Annotated in this window: 13 protein-coding genes; 2 read left to right on the top strand and 11 right to left on the bottom strand. The window is 50.2% G+C overall.

Annotated elements, in window-relative coordinates; genetic code table 11:
- Positions 1–246: 246 nt before the first annotated feature.
- Complete coding sequence (locus MXE39_RS01425; protein WP_246976405.1) at positions 247–1,443, bottom strand: glycosyltransferase family 2 protein; 1,197 nt, start codon at positions 1,441–1,443, stop codon at positions 247–249.
- Between the two features lie 636 nt (positions 1,444–2,079).
- A complete protein-coding gene (folE, locus tag MXE39_RS01420; RefSeq protein WP_246976402.1) occupies positions 2,080–2,739 on the bottom strand; it encodes a GTP cyclohydrolase I FolE in 660 nt (219 codons plus the stop codon).
- A 591-nt stretch (positions 2,740–3,330) separates the two neighbouring features.
- Between folE and MXE39_RS01415 the strand changes: the two genes are divergently transcribed.
- The gene (locus tag MXE39_RS01415; protein ID WP_246976399.1) at positions 3,331–3,969 is read left to right on the top strand and encodes a hypothetical protein; all 639 of its coding nucleotides are present in this window, start codon (positions 3,331–3,333) and stop codon (positions 3,967–3,969) included.
- A 407-nt stretch (positions 3,970–4,376) separates the two neighbouring features.
- Positions 4,377–5,348 (top strand): DUF2185 domain-containing protein, encoded by a 972-nt coding sequence (locus tag MXE39_RS01410; RefSeq protein ID WP_246976396.1) that lies wholly within the window; start codon positions 4,377–4,379, stop codon positions 5,346–5,348.
- Positions 5,349–5,874: 526 nt separating this feature from the next.
- Here MXE39_RS01410 and MXE39_RS01405 read toward each other — a convergent pair.
- The 9 genes from MXE39_RS01405 to MXE39_RS01365 all read right to left on the bottom strand — a co-directional run bounded on the left by MXE39_RS01405 (position 5,875) and on the right by MXE39_RS01365 (position 18,289).
- Complete coding sequence (locus tag MXE39_RS01405; protein ID WP_246976393.1) at positions 5,875–6,684, bottom strand: Nif3-like dinuclear metal center hexameric protein; 810 nt, start codon at positions 6,682–6,684, stop codon at positions 5,875–5,877.
- A gap of 581 nt (positions 6,685–7,265) precedes the next feature.
- Positions 7,266–8,969: a hypothetical protein gene (locus tag MXE39_RS01400; RefSeq protein ID WP_246976390.1), complete on the bottom strand. Its 1,704-nt coding sequence runs from the start codon at positions 8,967–8,969 to the stop codon at positions 7,266–7,268.
- Positions 8,970–9,238: 269 nt separating this feature from the next.
- Complete coding sequence (locus tag MXE39_RS01395) at positions 9,239–9,574, bottom strand: hypothetical protein (RefSeq protein ID WP_246976387.1); 336 nt, start codon at positions 9,572–9,574, stop codon at positions 9,239–9,241.
- Between the two features lie 299 nt (positions 9,575–9,873).
- Entirely contained in the window at positions 9,874–11,022 is a 1,149-nt protein-coding gene (locus MXE39_RS01390; protein ID WP_246976384.1) for a VWA domain-containing protein, read from the bottom strand.
- A gap of 305 nt (positions 11,023–11,327) precedes the next feature.
- A complete protein-coding gene (locus MXE39_RS01385; RefSeq protein WP_246976380.1) occupies positions 11,328–15,095 on the bottom strand; it encodes a DUF5682 family protein in 3,768 nt (1,255 codons plus the stop codon).
- Between the two features lie 17 nt (positions 15,096–15,112).
- Positions 15,113–16,192: an AAA family ATPase gene (locus MXE39_RS01380; RefSeq protein WP_247073721.1), complete on the bottom strand. Its 1,080-nt coding sequence runs from the start codon at positions 16,190–16,192 to the stop codon at positions 15,113–15,115.
- 206 nt (positions 16,193–16,398) lie between these two features.
- A complete protein-coding gene (locus MXE39_RS01375) occupies positions 16,399–16,539 on the bottom strand; it encodes a hypothetical protein (RefSeq protein ID WP_247073719.1) in 141 nt (46 codons plus the stop codon).
- A 387-nt stretch (positions 16,540–16,926) separates the two neighbouring features.
- A complete protein-coding gene (locus tag MXE39_RS01370; RefSeq protein WP_246976374.1) occupies positions 16,927–17,091 on the bottom strand; it encodes a hypothetical protein in 165 nt (54 codons plus the stop codon).
- Positions 17,092–17,431: 340 nt separating this feature from the next.
- Positions 17,432–18,289, bottom strand: a complete 858-nt coding sequence (locus MXE39_RS01365; RefSeq protein WP_246976371.1) for an SPOR domain-containing protein — start codon at positions 18,287–18,289, stop codon at positions 17,432–17,434.
- Between the last annotated feature and the right edge of the window lie 192 nt (positions 18,290–18,481).

Raw genomic sequence — 18,481 nt, 5'->3', positions numbered from 1 at the left:
CTCCCCGAGCTGGTATAGCTAAATCCATTTTCTCACCAGGCAAACAGGCACCGTAAGCTAATCATACTGAGATGATACGGTGGCTGAGCCCATGTTTTCGCGCCATAGTCTAAAACAGCATGTGTTGTAAAACAACAGGGGCCGCAGCAAAGCTTCCTAAGGCTTTATCTGCGGCCCCTGCTGTATGCAGCCGGACAGTAGCGACCCGGATGTCATGCATGACTCACGGCGCTGTCAGCCAGTACATCAGTCATCACATGAGCTTACATCGCCATGGCTGTCATCTCTGGTCTGTGCTTCTGCTGCTGCTGTTTTTGAGTCAGCTGCTGCAGCACCTGCAGCAGCGTCGGCAACCTCAGTGGATGCTGCAGTGGCTGCAGCAGCTGTGGCGGATGCTGCAGCAGCAGCTGTGGCGGCGGCCGGGGCGCTCTGATGCTCGTTAAAGTAAATACCGCTGCCAGTACGCCTGCATCCCTCGATAAGACGGTTGCTCAGTCCGCCTTTGACTGTGGAGACCACATAAACTGGACGTCTTTTAACCTCTTCACTGACACGGCCCAGGTACTCACCCAGAACGCCAATGGAAATTAGCTGAATACTGCCAAGGAAAAGCACCACGCACATAAGGGAGGCATAGCCAGGTACGTTTACGCCCCTGATCATGGTACTTATCATTATGTAAATCATATAGACAAGTCCCAGGGCACCTACACATCCACCAATGTAGGACCAGACGCGCAGCGGCAGAGAGGAGAAGGACACAATGCCATCAAGGGCAAAGTTCCACAGCTTCCAGTAATTCCACTTGGTGGTGCCAGCGCTGCGTTCAGGGCGCACATAGTCTACATTGCGTGAGGTAAAGCCAGGCCAGGCATAAAGTCCCTTCATAAAGCGGTTGCTTTCATTAAGACTGCGTACAGTCTCAATAATGCGTGAGTCGATAAGACGGAAGTCGCCCACATTCTCAGGGATTTTTACTCTGCCTGAGAGCTTGTTAAATACATAGTAGAAGCCGCCTGATGATACACGCTTGGTGCCGGAGTCACTGGAGCGGTCAATACGACGACCATAGACGGTATCAACATTTTCCTCGCGCCAGATACGTATAAACTCAAGTACCAGCTCAGGAGGGTCCTGCAGATCCACATCAATAGGCACCAGAGCATCGGCGTCGCACAGGTCAATGGCGGCTGTCATGGCCGCCTCCTTGCCAAAGTTGCGTGACAGCTTAATCAGGGCAATGCGGCTGTTCTGCTCCATCAGACCCTCAATAATCTCAACTGAGCGGTCCCTGGAGCCGTCATCGACAAAGACAATCTCAATGTGGTCGATAACCGAAGCCAGTTTAAGCTCTACTGTTTCCACGAAAGAGGCAATGGTCTCCTCCTCGTTATAGACAGGAACAATAAGAGCAACCTTGTAATTTTCATCGTGTCTTGCCATAGCGACCACCTGCACCACAGTGCCAGAATAATGTCCAGAACCCGGGCCCACTTATGTATACCCGCGCAGAGAAACAAAAGCCATACTCTCAGAGCACTGCTGTCATCAAGACACAGACATAATGCAATGCTCTGGCGCTTTGGGGTAATTTTTACCTTTTGATAAGCCAAACATAAATTTGAGCTTAATCAAGGGCTTAAAGTGTATTCCTAAAAACTTAGCAATGCTATAGGCGCTGGCCCAATATCTGCCATGCATCAGAATCAGCCATCCCCTGCGCAAAAAAGCCCGCCCTTTTCAGAACCGGAACACCAGTCCTTTCAAAGGCGGGCTTTTGAGCTTCCTGCTTTATCGTTACCCCAAAACTGACAGCACAGCCCGGTAAGCCGCGCAAACCACCATATTACCTCATCAGGACTCAGTCCTGATGACGGCAAGTCGGCCACCACCTGATGACTGATGCCAGCGCCATGATGCTGATGCCAGCGCCATGATGCTGATGCCAGTGCCATTATGCTGATGTCAGCGCCATTATGACTGAACCATGAGCCCCAGGCCTGCGCCTTGGGCGTGGCGGTCGCTGGACCATCAGAGGAGCTTACCGGGCACGGTCACGGGGTATGGACAAGTTCGGGACTATCGGTCGTCAGTCAGGAACTCATGGCGTGAGGATGGATTATATTTGAAGTGACCGCTCAGAGCTGTGGTAGTAGTTGATGAGGTAGGGTCCTGTACACCACGGGCCTTTACACAGTAATGGGTACCGGTAATGGTAACAGCCACATTCTCGGTCTCAAGCAGGGTCTTGAGAGCCACCAGAATCTGCTGGGTAAGGCGTTCCTGAACCTGAGGGCGCTGAGCAAAAAAGCGCACAATACGGTTAATCTTGGACAGTCCGATAATCTTGTTATCAGGCATGTAGGCCACCTTGGCCATGCCGTCGATAACCATGAAGTGATGCTCACAGGTAGAGGTAAAGGAAATATCCTTGACCTTGATCATCTCATCTACCTGCATCTTGTTTTCAATCACGGTGATTTCAGGAAAATTGCGGTAATCAAGTCCGGAAAACAGCTCATCGACGAACATCTTGCCCACGCGGTAAGGAGTTCTGGTAAGGCTGTCATCACTCAGATCAAGACCCAGGGTTTCCATCATGGTACGCATGCACTGGCTGATACGCTCACGCTTTTCGTCGTCGCTCAGACCATTATCATGCACCGGAGTCTCAAGGCCGCACTCGATAAGGGCATTCTTAACTTTTAAAGCCTGCTGGCTTAACTGCTGATCACTCATAACAACCTCAAAATAAAGGAGCACCCTGGCCCATAAAGTACAGAGCCAAAGCCGGGAGCTAGCTCCGCACCAAAATTTACTATGCGTCTGTCTCCATGGCATTTATACCTGGCCGGGCTGTTAATTATACCCCTATTGATGCGTTACCAGTCGCAACTGATAATTAAGCACGAAAGCACCTGTCATAACGTCCCATTCCACACCTGCTAAGTCCGACTGAACAAAATGCCAGTCGGCCGGTAAACAGCCCTGGTGCCGGCCTCAGTAAAAAAGGGGCTCATCAACGTGCCATTGCGCCCTGCAGTGAAATTTTGTGCCGAAATTTCTCCGAATTGAGGCCTCGGACATACTATACAGCGCCCTTTTCATCTATCATGGCTGAGTGCCTGTTTGCCTCAGCTGGCAACCAGTCCGCATTAGAGCACTGTCCCTGTCCTGTAGCCGTCATGGACAGACGGGGTACGCCACCATGTCTAACTGGAGCATAAACGCTCCCTGCAGCCTTTACTGCGCACAATGCCACAGATAATGTCTGCATTATGAAGTGGCAGCTGTAACTTGTATTTTTCCTGTTCTTTTTCTGGAGGAGGTATGGTCAACTCTATAGAGCCTGTAGGTGCTGTAGACCGCATTGCCAAAATCAAAGCCGCACAGTCCCGGGCCCGTGGAGCTGCAACAGACTTCAGTCTTGCTGAGCGCGAGGATATCGATCCTGATGAACAGCGTAAAAAGGACTCTCAGGAAGAACGTAAGAAAGAGCAACAGCTGGCCGTTTCTCTGCTGCTGGAAAGCCAGTCACCGGAACACGCAAGTCACCAGGTAAGTGAAAGTCTTGAAGAGCTTGAGCACGACATGCCGACAGCCATGAAGCATTACCATGCCATGCTGACTAACATGCTCTTTGGTGACAGCTCTCTGGTTAACAGCAGCATGGAGCTGCGCACCTTTTTCTCCTCAACAGCCAATACCATAAGGTATGGCATGGGCGTCAGCCCTGAGCAGCTTGAGGCGCTCAAGGTCAATCCGTCACAGACAGTTCAGACCTCATTTGGCTGGCTTAACTACAATGATATTACTCACTTTGCCAACCTCAGCGCGCGCATGACCGCTACTGGAGCCTTTGATCTGAAAAGACAGGCCATGGCACTTATGGAACGTTTTGCCCTGAGCAGCGATGAGGTAAGACAGTCGTTTTTTGACCATACAACAGGCTTTACCACAAAGGCCTGAAAGCATTGAGCTTATGCCCTGAGTAAGCCCTCATGCCAGCCTGTCCATGCAGGCTCATGCCGGCAGCTCAACTTACTGCCCCCAGGTCAGCTTACCCACCGACTGCTCAGCGTACCATCCATCTGGATCATGCTGGCATGTCAGCTTAATGCCCCGCAGGTCAGCTTACCCACCGACTGCTCAGCGTACCGGCCGGCTGGCTGGCTCATGCAGGATGTACCGCTCACCTGATGAGTTTCCGACAGAAACAGGTAACAGCTGCGCGGTAACAGTGTTCAAAGAACAGCTGATGACATGGTAATCAGACTGTACTTTAAGCACTCAACTTCATCCGGACCGATACAGTGCGCGTCAGGCGCAGTGGATCACTGATAATCAACAACTTTGGACTTCGGGAGTTTTTGGCTATGTATATTTCAGATAAGTTCTGGCACAACTATGTAGGCGACACCGACGACAGCCTTAATCTGGTAGCCATGCTCAATGAGCTTGAAGACAATGAGGTCTCCATCGACACTCTCTTTGAGCAGATTGGCATCAGTCAGGATCTCCAGGCAGTCCGCAAGTCAACTGATAACCTGTGCTTTACCAACAGCGATGGAGTTACTGTTCAGTTCGCCTACGCCATCAACCAGATTCTCGACTGTGCGGCAATCATGCTTGAGTGTTATGTCAACGGATCTGTGCGCCTGTCTGAACTGGATGACTATATTGAAAGCGAGCGTGAGATTAACATTGTCGCCTCCCTTGGCAATCATGAGTTCATCAGCCATGTTCTTCAGGACTTTATTGCCAGTCCAAAGGAATATGACATCTGTGAAATGCTTGATGATGACGGCATTGCCGAAATGGTTGAGGTCGTTACTGAGCTGCATGAAGAGCTTTATAACCCTGCCCTCGTCCGCCATAACTACGCCATCAAGGCCGATCAGATAAATCCTGTACTTACCGACTGGGAAGGTCCTGATGCATGTATTGCCACCTCAAGAGTAACAGTTCAGAACTTCAAGGTGGGCTACTGCTACCGTGAAGAGCCCCAGGATCCTACCGACTGCGGCTGGCGCTTTATGGCAGGTAACGAAAGCGAAGGCTATATGAGCGATCCCCGCTACGCCTTTATCTACTCGCTCAATGTCATTGCCAACTACGACCCTGAAGTTCTCAGCGTACTAAAGACAGGTGCAGTCTGCGCTTTCAGCAAGAACGCCGAAGGACGCCTTGTTCCTACCCCAATCACCCTTGAGGGCAAAGACTACGACTGTGCCGAACCCGTCCCTTCCTCATGCGCTGCCGCCCATCAGGGATCAGACAGTGAGAACTGTTCTCCTGAAGCTGAAGCTGCAGCTGATGCCGGCACCAGCACTGAGCATGACAACTGATCTTCAGCCAGTCCCTGAAAAAATAAAAAGCCCGGGCTTATGCTTGGGCTTTTTATTTTGCTTTCTAAAATATTATGTTAAAGCACTATGATGGAGCGTTATTCATCATTATGTGCGTTTAATCTAATGGCCACTTTGTGACTCATACAGCTTTTGCAGCTCTCGTTAATAAGTATGAGGAAAATCACAAGTTCATCGACAGTTTAGCTGTAGATGAAATGGACGATGCCATAAATCAGAGCATAAAGCTTGCTCTCTGGAGCAGTCACACCAGCCACACCAGCCACACCAGCCATACGGGCATGATACAGTCAGTAAGCATGGTGTAAAGACGTCCTTATCAGGATGGCTCGTCAGCCTGCTCATGCAGCTGACTTATGAGCAGTCATCGTCAGGAGTCATTGTGAGAATGACTTGTGAGGTTACCTTTCGAGAGTGCCTGAAAGGCAGGCCAGGCTGGTATTGCCTATCAGGCTGGTATTGCCTATATTGCGCTGTCAAGCTGTCGAGGTATTGCCGGTTTTTCCTAGTCTTCGTCGCTGGATCCGGCCGGGCCTATGGTGTAGGTAGGAACGTCCTTTTCATAAGTGAAATGTGAGGCAAAGTGCTCAAGGCCAAAGCGATCGGCAAGCATGTCTCCAAGGCGGCCAATAGCAAGCTGCTCTGAGGCGTGATGACCTACAACAAATACCAGAGTGCCGGTCTCAACTGCCATGTGGTAGGTCTGCTCATTGGCATCACCGGTTATTAAAGCCTGGAAATTCGGCTGCTTGTTGTCATCAAGCAGTGAGGATCCTGATCCTGAACATACAGCAAGATCATCGATCATGATGTCATCAGTGATATTGCCCAGCAAGGTTACCTTGGTATCAAGGCGATGGCACAGCAGTGCTGCAATTTCCTTTACAGCCAGAGGCTCAGCAAGACGTACACGCATGCCAATTGACTGCTTTACTCCCGGCTCAATGTAGTCAACCACATCACCACCAAGGATATGGGCCAGCACAGCATTGTTACCGAGCTCCATATGGGCATCCAGTGGCAGGTGATAGGCTACAAGGTTAAGATTGCCATCAATCAGAGCCTTGACGCGCTGATAGTAGTTGCCGATAAGACGCGGATCAGCGCCCTTCCAGAACAGGCCATGGTGCACAATCAGGGTATCACAGCCTGCCTCAACTGCAGCATCAATAGCCTCAAGAGAGGCTGTGCATGCAGTGGCAATCTTTTTGACCTCCTCTGGTCCTGCCACCTGAAGGCCGTTATAGGAAGCATCCTTATAATCACGTGCTTCCAGCAACTCGTCCAGAGAGGCAATTAACTCTGATATATGCATGGAAATTCTCCTTGACAATAACTCTGACAGAACCTGCAACTGTTACTTGCTCAGTCAAAGCCTTACGGCTATGACTGGAGTTCAGTCACGCCTGCTGTCAGCAATCTCAACCTGCGCTTAAAAGCTAAGAGCGGTTCAGACCTGATGGCGACTTTGCAGTGACTGAAATTCTGGTAATGCCTGAAATTATAGGCCATAGAGCGCCACTATAGTAGCCTTGCATACTGTGATTTGTCCTGACACCAGCTGCTCAGTCAGCCCCGCACCATGCAACACGCAGTTAAACTGCCGGTGGCCTCGATCCATGGCAAGGCTGGGCCTTACCAGCTTGCTCAATGACATGGCTTGGCCTTACCAGCTTGCTCAATGACATGGCTGGGGCCTGACCAGCTTGCTCAATGACATGGCTGGGCCTGACCAGCTTGCTCAATGGCATGGCTGGGGCCTGATCAGCTTGCTCAATGGCATGGCTGGGCCTGACCTGCTTGCGCTGTTGCCTTGCTGGCCCATGGCCTGCCTGATACAGGGGCCTTATTTTGGCTTTGCCAGCCACGGGGCCGCCAGTTTCCAGAATAGAGGGATTATTTGCCCTTCCTGGTCTTTTCAGGAGCTTCTGGCTGACAGAAGAAAGTTACCAGCTCGGGGCACATCTGTCCTGAAACTACAGGGCAGCGCAGCAGAGCATAAAAATTGCCAGGAGCATCTGCACTGGTCTTCCACTTGTCCATGTAATCGCAAAGCAATTCTGATGAGCTGTTGACCTCCCTAAGGAGAACGTCCATCTTATGGCCGTTTTCATCCTTGAATATGGCACGGACATGCTCTGGATCGCTCTTATCAATATCCAGGCACTTGCCCACATGTACCAGATGAATGTTGTCTGTTCTGCCCTTTACTGAAAAGTACTCGGATGAACTGCGCAGTGAGCTGCGTCTTAATGCCTCATAATCACGCCATGCTATCAGATCGTAGAGCTCCCTGTGAGCAACATCATTCTCTTCGCTACTGCCTTTGCTTTCGTTTTCTTCTTCATCTTTAGAGATATCAACAACAAAGTCAAAATCAGTCCATGATTCTTTGGAGTTTTTGATCTTGCCATCACAAACCCATACTCCGCAAAAGCACAGTACTTCGCCGGCTGCTGCTGAAAGAGAATAGCTGCTATAATCGGTGCTGAACAGCGTCTGAGGAGGCCTGAATCCGTCATTAATAACTGAATAGATAGCCAGAAAACGCCGTCCGATAAAGTCGTAGAAGTAATAAGCAATTGATTCACAGTTGCCGCTGGTTGGTGTTGAGGTATCGACCCTGTTATAGCCACAGCCCACTACCGGCATGGTCTGTACATAGTATGAATGACCGCTGTTAATACCGTAAAGAGATATCAGAGCCTCACGGCTGTCATTCTTTCTGATGGCCTCCACTGTATTTACGATGCGGCACAGCAGATTGAAAATGGCCCCCACACTGGCAGAAGCACTGTCATCCATGAAACGCTTGAGCATGTTGAGCAGGACAGACAGGGAGTTATGAAGAAACTCAATACGACAGCTGCCCGCCTCAACAATCAGGGCCTTGACCTTTTCACACATGTCGAGATTGAGGTTATTCAGGCCCTGAGAAAAAATCAGACTTACCGTTGCCAGCACCTCATCAAAGAAAGGCTGAAATTTCTCACGAGATGTGAACAGAGCATCTAATTCATCCTCACACTCCAGACGGTCAAGTATCAAAAGAGCCAGCATGCCTGCATGAAGGAGCTCATATTCCTCTCTGTTGTCTGCCTGCTCGTCAAGGAGCTTGCAGCTGCTGTTGCGACTGAAGCTCAGGCTGCAGGCACAGTCAGGCATATTGCAATAAAGAATGTCTTTGTTCTGGTCCCAGGTAAAGTAGCTGTGATTGTCACATATTGCCATCAGTCTGCGATCAAGCCACGCCTTTGGGGTAAGCCCCTCTTTGAGCATCTCCGAGGTAAGTCTGTCCAGACCGCCATAGTGCCCCTCAAGAATAAGCTCACGCACTTTCTGAGCACTCAGAGGAGCGCTGGATGTGTCATATGGCATGTAGTCGCGCTCACTGAGGGTGAAAAAGCGCCCCAGCACCTCCAGCTGCGCACTGTTCCAGGAGCATGACTGATGACTCTGGATTTCCTGCTGAGCTTGCTGCTGACGGCGCTTTGCAGTCAGATCGGCAATAGCTGAAACTGTCTGATTGATTTTATCCAGTGCCAGATCAGTGGATGACTCTTGCCTCTGACCACCCTCTGGCTGCTCGATCTGCGACATATTGTTCTCCTGTTTACCGGCACTCCTGTCCGGTGAGCCGTAATCTTTGATTTGCCTGTGCAGCTGTCGCTACATGCAACACTGGTAATCCTGCGACCATGCCTTGCATGCAGCTGTGCTCCTGGCATGGCTGTATGAATACAGTCATGCTTAAATGCATGCACCTGAGCATTTAATTCACTGCTTTATCCACTGGAGCACTCCCCAGCCACTTCATATGCAGCAGCCGTCTGCAGACATGTGCTGCTGCAGGACATGCTCACAAAGTCTTATAGCTGCTCTAGCATGCTTCTCATCTGATCATTGTTGCCCGGTGCTTCCTGCAACGGCACGTCAAGCGATGACAGAGCAAACTGAATATGAGATATGGCTATGGTTACAGCCAGAGCTGTCTGGGGATTAACAGTACGCAAATAGTCACTGCAGGCCGTATAAAGCCTGCCCAGGAGCATTCCAATAGACTTGAAACCAATCTTCTCGGCTGTCTCCCTGAGGCTGTCGAGCTCAACCAGAGTGGTATCTTCAATGATGCTGTAGCCCAGCATCAGATACTCCTGAACGGTTTCGTTAACTCGTGCCAGAAAAAGAGCATTAACATTACTCATCGAAATTCAACGCAGAACCTGTTCCTTAGTACAGGCAGGCGCTGTCCTCCTTTCATGTCAGGTTAAAAAATGGCGTCAGCATACAATGCAGTCCCGGCATGCCCCGGCTGCAGCAGCTAAGGCCTGCGCATAATGCAGAGGCCTGGCTGTGCACCGGCCTGCATAGTGCAGAGGCCTGCTGCGCACGGCCTGCATAGTGCAGAGGCCTGCTGTGCTCATAGTCTTTGCAGCGCATGCTGTGCAGTCCTACAGCTGTGGTGCGGCAGTCTGCCTGCGGTGCAGCTCAGCAGTCAGGGCGGTCAGCCGCGCACCATGGTCGATACGTACTCGACAAGGCGATCCGGACTGAGCACAGCCACGTTGGCACCAACTGAAGAGAGCCTGGCGGCCGTTTCTTTGTCATACGAAGGAGCACTGTCTCCCAGAGCAGGCAGAATCAGATAACGTACACCACTTTCAATATGGTCCTTGATCATCTTGATCATGCGTGCAGGCTCAAAATCATAGAGATCTGAAATCAATACCACAATGGTACGTTCTGGCTGAGCAAACTTCGGCTCAATATAGGAAAGTGCCTTGCAGGTCTCAGTACCACCTGAAAGCTGTGACTTGAACAGCAGCTCTACCACATTGTCCAGATACTCGCTGTAGTCCACCACATCACTTGAATAGATCACCATAGAGGTATTCAGACAGCCCAGCTGAGCAAATACCGAGGCTACAATGGCACTGTAGGCATATGAATCCATCATGGATCCGCTCTGGTCAACTACAACAAAAAGGTCGTGAACCACGTTTTTGATACTGCGTGGTGTGAAGTACAGCTGACGTGGCACTATGCACTGATACTCAGGCAGGTAATACTTCATATTAGCTTTTATAATGCGCCTGATATCAAGATTTCTGAAAGTGCGAACCGGTGTGGAACTCAGGTCACGATGACCGTAAAAGGCACGCTGAGCCTCGAGTTTAAAATGCTTACGCAGCTCCTTTACTATGCGCTCTACCATGGCCTCTGCATTAGCCAGAGCCTTGCCATTGAGAGAGTTCTTCAGTGAGAGAATGGAAGAGAGCAGATCCATATTGGGCTCAAGCTGAGCCACAAAATCATCATCCTGAAGCAAAGCAGCGATGCGGCCATGAGCCATGGCATCCTTCTGCACAATCTCATAAATGCCCGAAGGAAAGAGCTTTTTGGAGGTGTTAAGCCAGTTGGTGGCGGTCAGTGAAACATCCTCATTTCCGCCCTGACTTTTTTCACCGCTTTGCTCATCAAGCTCGTTTTCGTAAACATACTCAAGGCACTTGTCGAGATCTCCAAGAGTGTAGCGACGATTACTGCCAGGCTCCTGAAAAAATTCCTGATCGGATGACAGAGGCATATCTCCCTCAGCACTGCTGCCAAGGATCAGGCGCCACTTATCCTTAATATCGATTTCTACGTCCAAAATCCTTTACCCCGAAAAAGTCTTAATCACCAGCTCACGTCGTGCTCATCACAAAGCGCACCTGCACAACAGAGCATGTGCAGCATCTGCAGGCTGCCCAGCTGAATGCAGCAGGCCGTAACAGCAGGCCTCCGTTACTCCTGCCAGGTACAGGATGGAGCAACATGAAGCAGGCAGCCTGGTGCAGGCCGGGGAGGCATGCAGCAGGCAGCCTGGTGCATGCCGGGCCTGCCATGGCAGTGAGCAAAGCTTACTGCCATGTTTGTGATGCGGTGAGCTGATTGTCGTGATTTGAGTTATCCGGCTCAGAGTGGTTCATCATCAAGCAGGATATCGTCATCAGCGCTGCTGCGCTGAGAGTCATCATGGCTCTGCGATGCTGCTGCTGCCGGATTCAGGATATTTACCGGCTTTCGTCCGGTCAGATCCTCAACCAGTCCTGGAGTTGCCAGGGTATTGGAGGAATGCTGATCAATCATGCTCCAATCAGGCATATCAAGCCACCTGCTCATCTGCTGGTACATGATTCTGTCAGCTTCCATATTGGCAACATAGTCTTCTGGTGAAACCTCAAACTCTACCTGCTCAATAGACAGGCCATGAATCTTGCGCAGCAGTTTGAGCACCTTGAAGACTTCAACCTTGCTGAAATCAGCAAAGCAGCGCTTGAGCATGATCAGGACCTTCAAGAACTCCTCACCACGAAGAGACTCAATGTAGGCATTGAGCAGCTTCATGATGCCGTTGCGGTAGAAAATACCGGCACGGGAGATCTTGATAATGCCGTAGAAAAAGCCTATGCAGTCATTGTTGCTGAGAATTGAGCCATAAACGAACTGATCGACATGGCGCTCAAACTCTTCATAGGAGATTTCCTTGTTCTTAAACAGCAGGGAAAGATAGCATCCCTGAAGAGTTGAACCGACAGCATCATCTTTGATTAGCTCACGCAGCTGGGTACAGTAGGCCTCTTTATGACTGTCATACTTTCCAAAGTAGTAGTTGATGCACTGGATGTTATCAACGAAGTCATCGACTTCATCATCTGTAACATCATTGAGCTGAGACAGAATACGCAGAGCCTGATCAAGCACCAGACTGTTGAGCTGATCGACTGTTGTCTGACTGTGCTCTTCTACCTTGGCAATAAAGGAATAGGAGCTGAGGATATTGAGAGCTTCGGCCACCTCACCAAGCTCCTTTTCGCTGGAAATGGCATTTCTGATAAGGCCGGCAAGTTTACGAAGGATCTCGTCAATGCCCATGTCGACGCACTGACTGAACAGAGTACACAGCTCTGAAAGACTGTCCCTGCTGCTCTCAAGGCGCATACGTACCAGCTTGCGACAGGCAGTGCCCATATCCTCGCCATGCTCAGCGGCCCTGATAATGGCCATAATGGTACTGTCACGGAAACAGTAGTTGTATGTCTCTCGACGTCGTACTGTATTGCCTGTGGTTTCCTGGCTCAGTTTTGTAAAACTGTCAGGATCGATGAATGCTGCCTGAGCAAAGAACTGGCCTTTAAGGATGTTCTTTTCATCCTTGAAGATGTCGATGGTGGCATTGCTTACCGTGTCGATTTCGGTCTTCATGCCAAACTTGCGGGCTTTTAACACGAAGTCACGCCACAGCGGAGGCACATTGACATTTAGCGGGACCGATCCTGAAGGCAGAGAGGTCAGAGCTTTCTGCAGGTTGAGCAGCATGTAATGAGACTCACCCAGCTCCTCTTTAATGCAGGTGCTCTTGACGGCATCGATAAGCTCAAACACTGATGGAGCGAGCTTGTCACGTATAGCACAAAGGCCTTTGAGCATGACATTGCAGTCAATCTGCACAGCTGTAGCCAGTCTGCGGCCACGATAGTCGCGCAGCTGGCGGCTGAAATAGAAGCATGCAGCTTCTGCAGCGGCAATGAGCTGCTCATGATCAGCACGGTAGCTTAACAGTGCAATGCGCTGCGACGGACTCAGCTCCACTGAAGTCTCTGCTGCAGCAGTCTGAGCAACATCTGCTGTCTCTGCCTGATTGTCAGCACTGTCTGATACAGCTCCATCACCCTTGCCCTCCATGGCATTTGCAGCCACAGCTCTGGCGGCCAGGGCGTTGAGCTCCTTAGGGTCCTTGATTTTGGCCTGCTCAGCTACTGATCCCAGTGACTTGATGAGATCAAGTACCTTATCAACAGGTCCTGACGGTGTCTGGTCGCTGCTGCTGTCCTTTTTCTTTTTTCGTCCGCCCTGCTCATCATCTGCCTCATCCTTACTGTCTTTTATCTTATAGACCTTGCAGGCGGCTCTGATGGCAGACAGAGGGTCATTCCAGTGCCCAAACTGACTGTGATCACAGGCTACAGCAACCCACTGCTGCTCTGACTCAGCATCAGCTGGATCGCAGTTACCTGACTGAGCATCAGCTGAATCGGAGTTACCTGACTGAGCATCAGCTGAATCGGAGTTACCTGACTCAGCATCTGCTGGATCGGAGTTACCTGACTCAGCATCTGCTGGATCGGAGTTACCTGACTCAGCATTGGCAGACTCTGAGTTGCCTGATTCAGCATGGGCAGACTCTGAGTTGCCTGATTCAGCATGGGCAGACTTCCCGGCCACAGAAACAGAGGCATCTTCAGCGGCGCTGAGCGCAGCTGCAGCAAGATCCGAAGCCAGCTTAAGGCTCAGCGACGGGTTGAAAGACATTGAGTCTTTAATTGCTCTGTAAAGCACAAAGTAGAAAAACGGGAAGACCATGCCAGCTCCATAGGAGTTCTGGGCATCAGCTCTACGCCATGAAAATGGAATGATAAAGCTGTTGTTTTTGATCTTTCCAAATTTGACCGGCTTGTCTTTGGCTTTCTTATAGTAGAGGTAGTCACAAAGCGCTACAGAATGGGAACCGCCGGTAAGTACCAGCACACGGCTGTACTTTTTGGAGGCAGCAGTAATCTGCTTGAGCATGAAGAGCTCACGCTGCACATTTGCCAGTCCCTCACGATCTCCAGATCCTTTACGCGTTACATAACAGTATATATAGAGATCACGCAGATAGGTCAGAGTATCAACACCAAGGGCATTAATCTCAAAGCAGCGATCCCAGAACTCTTCAAAGCTCAGAGAACCACTGTTTTCTGTTATGCACTCGATGATTTCGCCAAATGAGGAATCGGATTTAAGGTGCTTTACCGCCTCCATCTGCAGAGCCTTGCGCTGCTCATCTGCAGCAGCCACTGCGGTGTCAGCCCCATCTTCGCTGTCGACCTTCAGGCCATCATCACTGCTGTCTGAGGTCTGAGCGCCCAGGGCATTGAGCAGAATCTGGCCTCCAGCCATGGCATGCTGCTCCATAAGAGCAGCCAGCTCATTTTGAGCCTGCGCCTTCTCAAGTTCATCAAGATAGTCAGTCTCGCAGCTGCTCAGATCAATGCAGCTGAAGTCGATATTGCGGTTTACCGCCTCTCTTATGGCCACATATTCAGGTGACTGCTCGAGCATTGGGTAGAGGTGATTAAAAGGCACTTCAACCGTTTGCTCAACAAGTTCTGAATCCGGATCATCTTCATTTTCAGGAACAAGCTTATTAACCTTTGTTGTTCCATAGCTGAAAAAGGCAACAGGAGGCACCACGCCCGGGGCTATCAGATCACGGCAGATTTCCTGATAGGCATAAGGCATTTCCACAGCAATGTGATCTGGCTGGTAGGCGTCGATAATACGCGGCAGATGCAGAGCCATGGCCGGGGAGTGATGACGCATTGGAACGAGCAGCACCTTGGACTCAAAATCCAGAGCCTTCTTCCAGTGCTCTTTGATAACCTCAGGGTCAAGTACATCAGCCTCTTTGCTGCCTTTTTTGCCCTTTGCTTTAGATGAGGTCTTTGAACCTGTCTTTGATCCGCTCCTGCTTTTGGCTTTTGCCCTGGGCTTGTCAGCACCAGCAGCCGCATCAGCTGCCGCAGCTGCAGCGGCAGCGGCTGCGGCTGCGTCAACTGCAGTCGCTGCGGTGGCATCAGCAGTGACCGCTTCAGTGCTGGCTTGAGCCTTGCTGTCACTGGATATGTGAGCTTTACTCATTGCAGTTCACCCCTCAATCAGCACTTGGCTACCTGCTTTGCAAACTCCTGATAAAGTTCGTCATTGCTCTTCTCCTCTGACTTGGCTATGACCTTGACATAGTTCTTCAGAGTCTTGAGGTCCTCTTCCTTATCCTTGATTACAGCTGACTTGATGTTGTTGACGAAAGTCTTCATGGAGATCTCGTCATCATGATAGTAATGGGCGTCAACAACGGTCTGCTGATAGACCTGAACAGCCTCAGCTGTAGACAGCACGGCATCAGGACGGTCAAACTTGCCTCCGCCTGAGGAAGTGCCGGTACGCAGATCACGGAAGGTTGAAGCCAGAATGCTGATGAAGCTGTCATCAAAAAGCTCAGGCTTCATGTCAGCGCAGAGTTTGGATGCCTGTGAACGGATAACTGACATTTCCATATCAATGGTCTTGATAGGCTGTACAGTCTCGAAGTTGAAGCGGCGCTTGAGAGCGCTGGACATCTCATTTACGCCCTTGTCGCGGGTATTGGCGGTAGCGATGATGTTAAAACCACGCTGAGCCATGATGAAAGGCTGATCCTTAAGCTCAGGAATAGAGAGAATCTTGTCTGACAGTACAGAAATCAGAGAGTCCTGAATTTCCAGCGGAGCACGGGTGATTTCTTCAAAACGGGTGATGATACCCTCAGTCATGCCGGTGTAGAGCGGAGAAGGCACCAGAGCCTCAGGAACAGGGCCCTTGGCAATAAGCAGAGCATAGTTCCATGAGTACTTAATCATGTCCTCAGTCAGGCCAATACTGCCCTGAATGGTATTGCGGCTGTTTCCGCAAATACCGGCACTGAGCAGCTCACTTAAAAAGGACTTGGCTGTGCCAGGCTCGCCAATAAGCAGCAGAGGACGGGAGCTGGCCAGAGACACAATGCAGCGCTCTACCAGAGAGTCATTACCAAAGAACTTTTGTGAAATGGTTATGGAGCGTCCTTCATATTCAAGAGGTTTCTTCTGACCAAGAATAAAGGTACGCAGTGACTTTGGAGAGAGCCTCCAGCCTGCTGGCTTTTCACCCTTGTCATGAAAGGCCAGTGCCTCAAGCTCGTCCTTATACAGATCTTCCATACATGGTTTGAGAATGTCGCTCATATAAACTCAGCGCCCAGCTCCACTGCCTGCAGTCAGGCGAGGAAGCGCTGTCCTCCTTTCAGGTTGGGTTGAAAAAGTCGTTTGTCTTGACCAGCATCATTTCTTAATTCTGATACGGTCTGAAATACTCTGTCAGTACAGAGTGCTTTTTGTCAAAGCTCCCTGCAGCAGATGCACAGCTGTCAGTATGTCCCGCCCTTTCCCATGTCATCAGCATAAGACGCAATCAGCAGCGCCTGCAGCGGCAGCGGCAGCGGCAGCGGCGCCATGTTCTGGAACTCTGCGACCTGCGGACTGCGGCCTGCTGCAAAATGAGCAGCCACGTGTCCGGGCAGCATGCCAGCAGGCCAGACTGCCATGTGGCCAGGCGAACATAAGGGCAAAATGATTACAGCACAGCCATTACATTGTAATTTCAAGCTAATTTAGCATTTAAGTTACGAAAATTCAACTATATATTAAATTATTTTTTAATTTAATGGACAGTAAAGCTACTAACTGCAAATTCACTTTGTTATGCGACAGGAATCGAAGTCTATAAACAGCGGCCAGAATAATGTCCCAAAAACGCATTTATATAGTCTATCTATATAAGAATTTATTTAAACACTAAAGTCATGAAATTTTTATTAATGCTATTGAAGCTATGCCTGTAATTTCATGGTAAAAACCATCAATGTGATCTAAAGAACTACGACTTATGGCCTCCTTCAATGCTCTTTGAAAAAGATACAGATACAGTGACCGCTGGAAGTAACACTTGCTTTTGCCAAACAGCGCTTGTTTACTGAAATTGCGCCCGACTGATCGATCAACAGGCCTGTCTCATCTTCCTCCCCTGCCACGGCCGACGACGCCTCTTCTTCAATTGCCATGACGTCATCGCAGGCTAGGAATTACCAGTTTTATGGCGCAATCTACAGAGGCGGCTGATACATCATCTTAAGATTGGCCATAAATGAAAAAAGCCTCTGGACCATAACGCAGATTATGGTTCAGAGGCTTTTGTATTTTGTACTGACGGCCTAAATGAAGCCCGCTTCGGGCACATTCATGACTGGCCGGTATAGCAGATGCGGCTACGCCTGAGTGCATTGCATGGCAGCAGGCATGCCTGCTGGCTATGGTGCTGGCATGGTTACAGGCATGCCTGCTGGCAGGGTAACAGCCATGCGTGCTGGCATGGGTGCAGTCACTGATGCCGGCGCGCCTGCATCAGTTAGGAACAATCTTTGATTTGGTGCCGCACAGGCGGTTTACGCGCTCTACCAGAGTGTTCAGGTCATTTCTGTTGTTGGAGCGACCGCCAAAGACACGGAAGAGCTCACGGCCATTGGTATTGACCCTGACAGCATAGACAGGAATGCCGTCACCCTGAAGTATTTTGACCACCTTCATGGCATTATCTTTCTTGGAGAATACGCCAACCTGAATGACAAAGCGCTCGCCTGGACGGCTGCCGGCAATAATCTCTTCATCATTGGAGCCAGGACCAGGGGATGGCTTTGCGGGAGCTGGTGCAGGAGCTGGCTTAACTTCCTTCTTTGGAGGATTTCTGTCAGATACCAGAACCTCATGAGAGTTGCCCTGTGGGCGCTGGCTCTGAGCTGTCTGAGCGTTCTGAGCCGGCTTTGACGGGGTCAGAATTTCAGTACCACCGGACTGAACAGCCTGACCTGACGGGGCGGCTGCAGGAGCACGATTGCTGGTAAGAATTTCACCTGAAGGACTGGTTTCAGGACGGGAAAACTCAAGCATTTCAACGCCATTGTCCTGACCTGCTGTAACCGGTCCGTCATTGAGGTCTGGAGCAGGATTCTTCTGCTCACCGGCAAGCTGCAGAGTACCGCGATCTGAGTTTACATTAAGTGCCAGATTCAGATCGGCCTGGTCCTTGTAGGCAAGCTCACCTTTTTCATTAACTACTGCTCCATTGCCATTTACAGCAATGGCATCAGGTGTTCTCTTGGTGATCATATCCTTGGAAAGAATTAAAGGCAGTATGATCAAAATGGAAGAGGCTACTATGCCAAAGCCCACCAGGCGGTTTCTTAAGGTATTGCTGACAGCCATGAAAAACTCTGCTCCGTCTCTTGGCACTGGCCCATGGACTTAAAGGCCTGTGACTTGTGTTCTGCCGGCTGTAATCCTTTGAGTCAGGTGCCGGACTGAGCCCATTGTACACTGATTTTCATGGCCATTGGCTACCAAAGAACTAATGCACTGTTTACGGCTGAACTGCCAGTAAGCAAGCATCAATTTACC

This window comes from Anaerobiospirillum sp. NML120511, assembly GCF_023050955.1.
GTDB lineage: Bacteria > Pseudomonadota > Gammaproteobacteria > Enterobacterales > Succinivibrionaceae > Anaerobiospirillum.
This window is presented reverse-complemented; position numbering and strand designations above follow the sequence as displayed.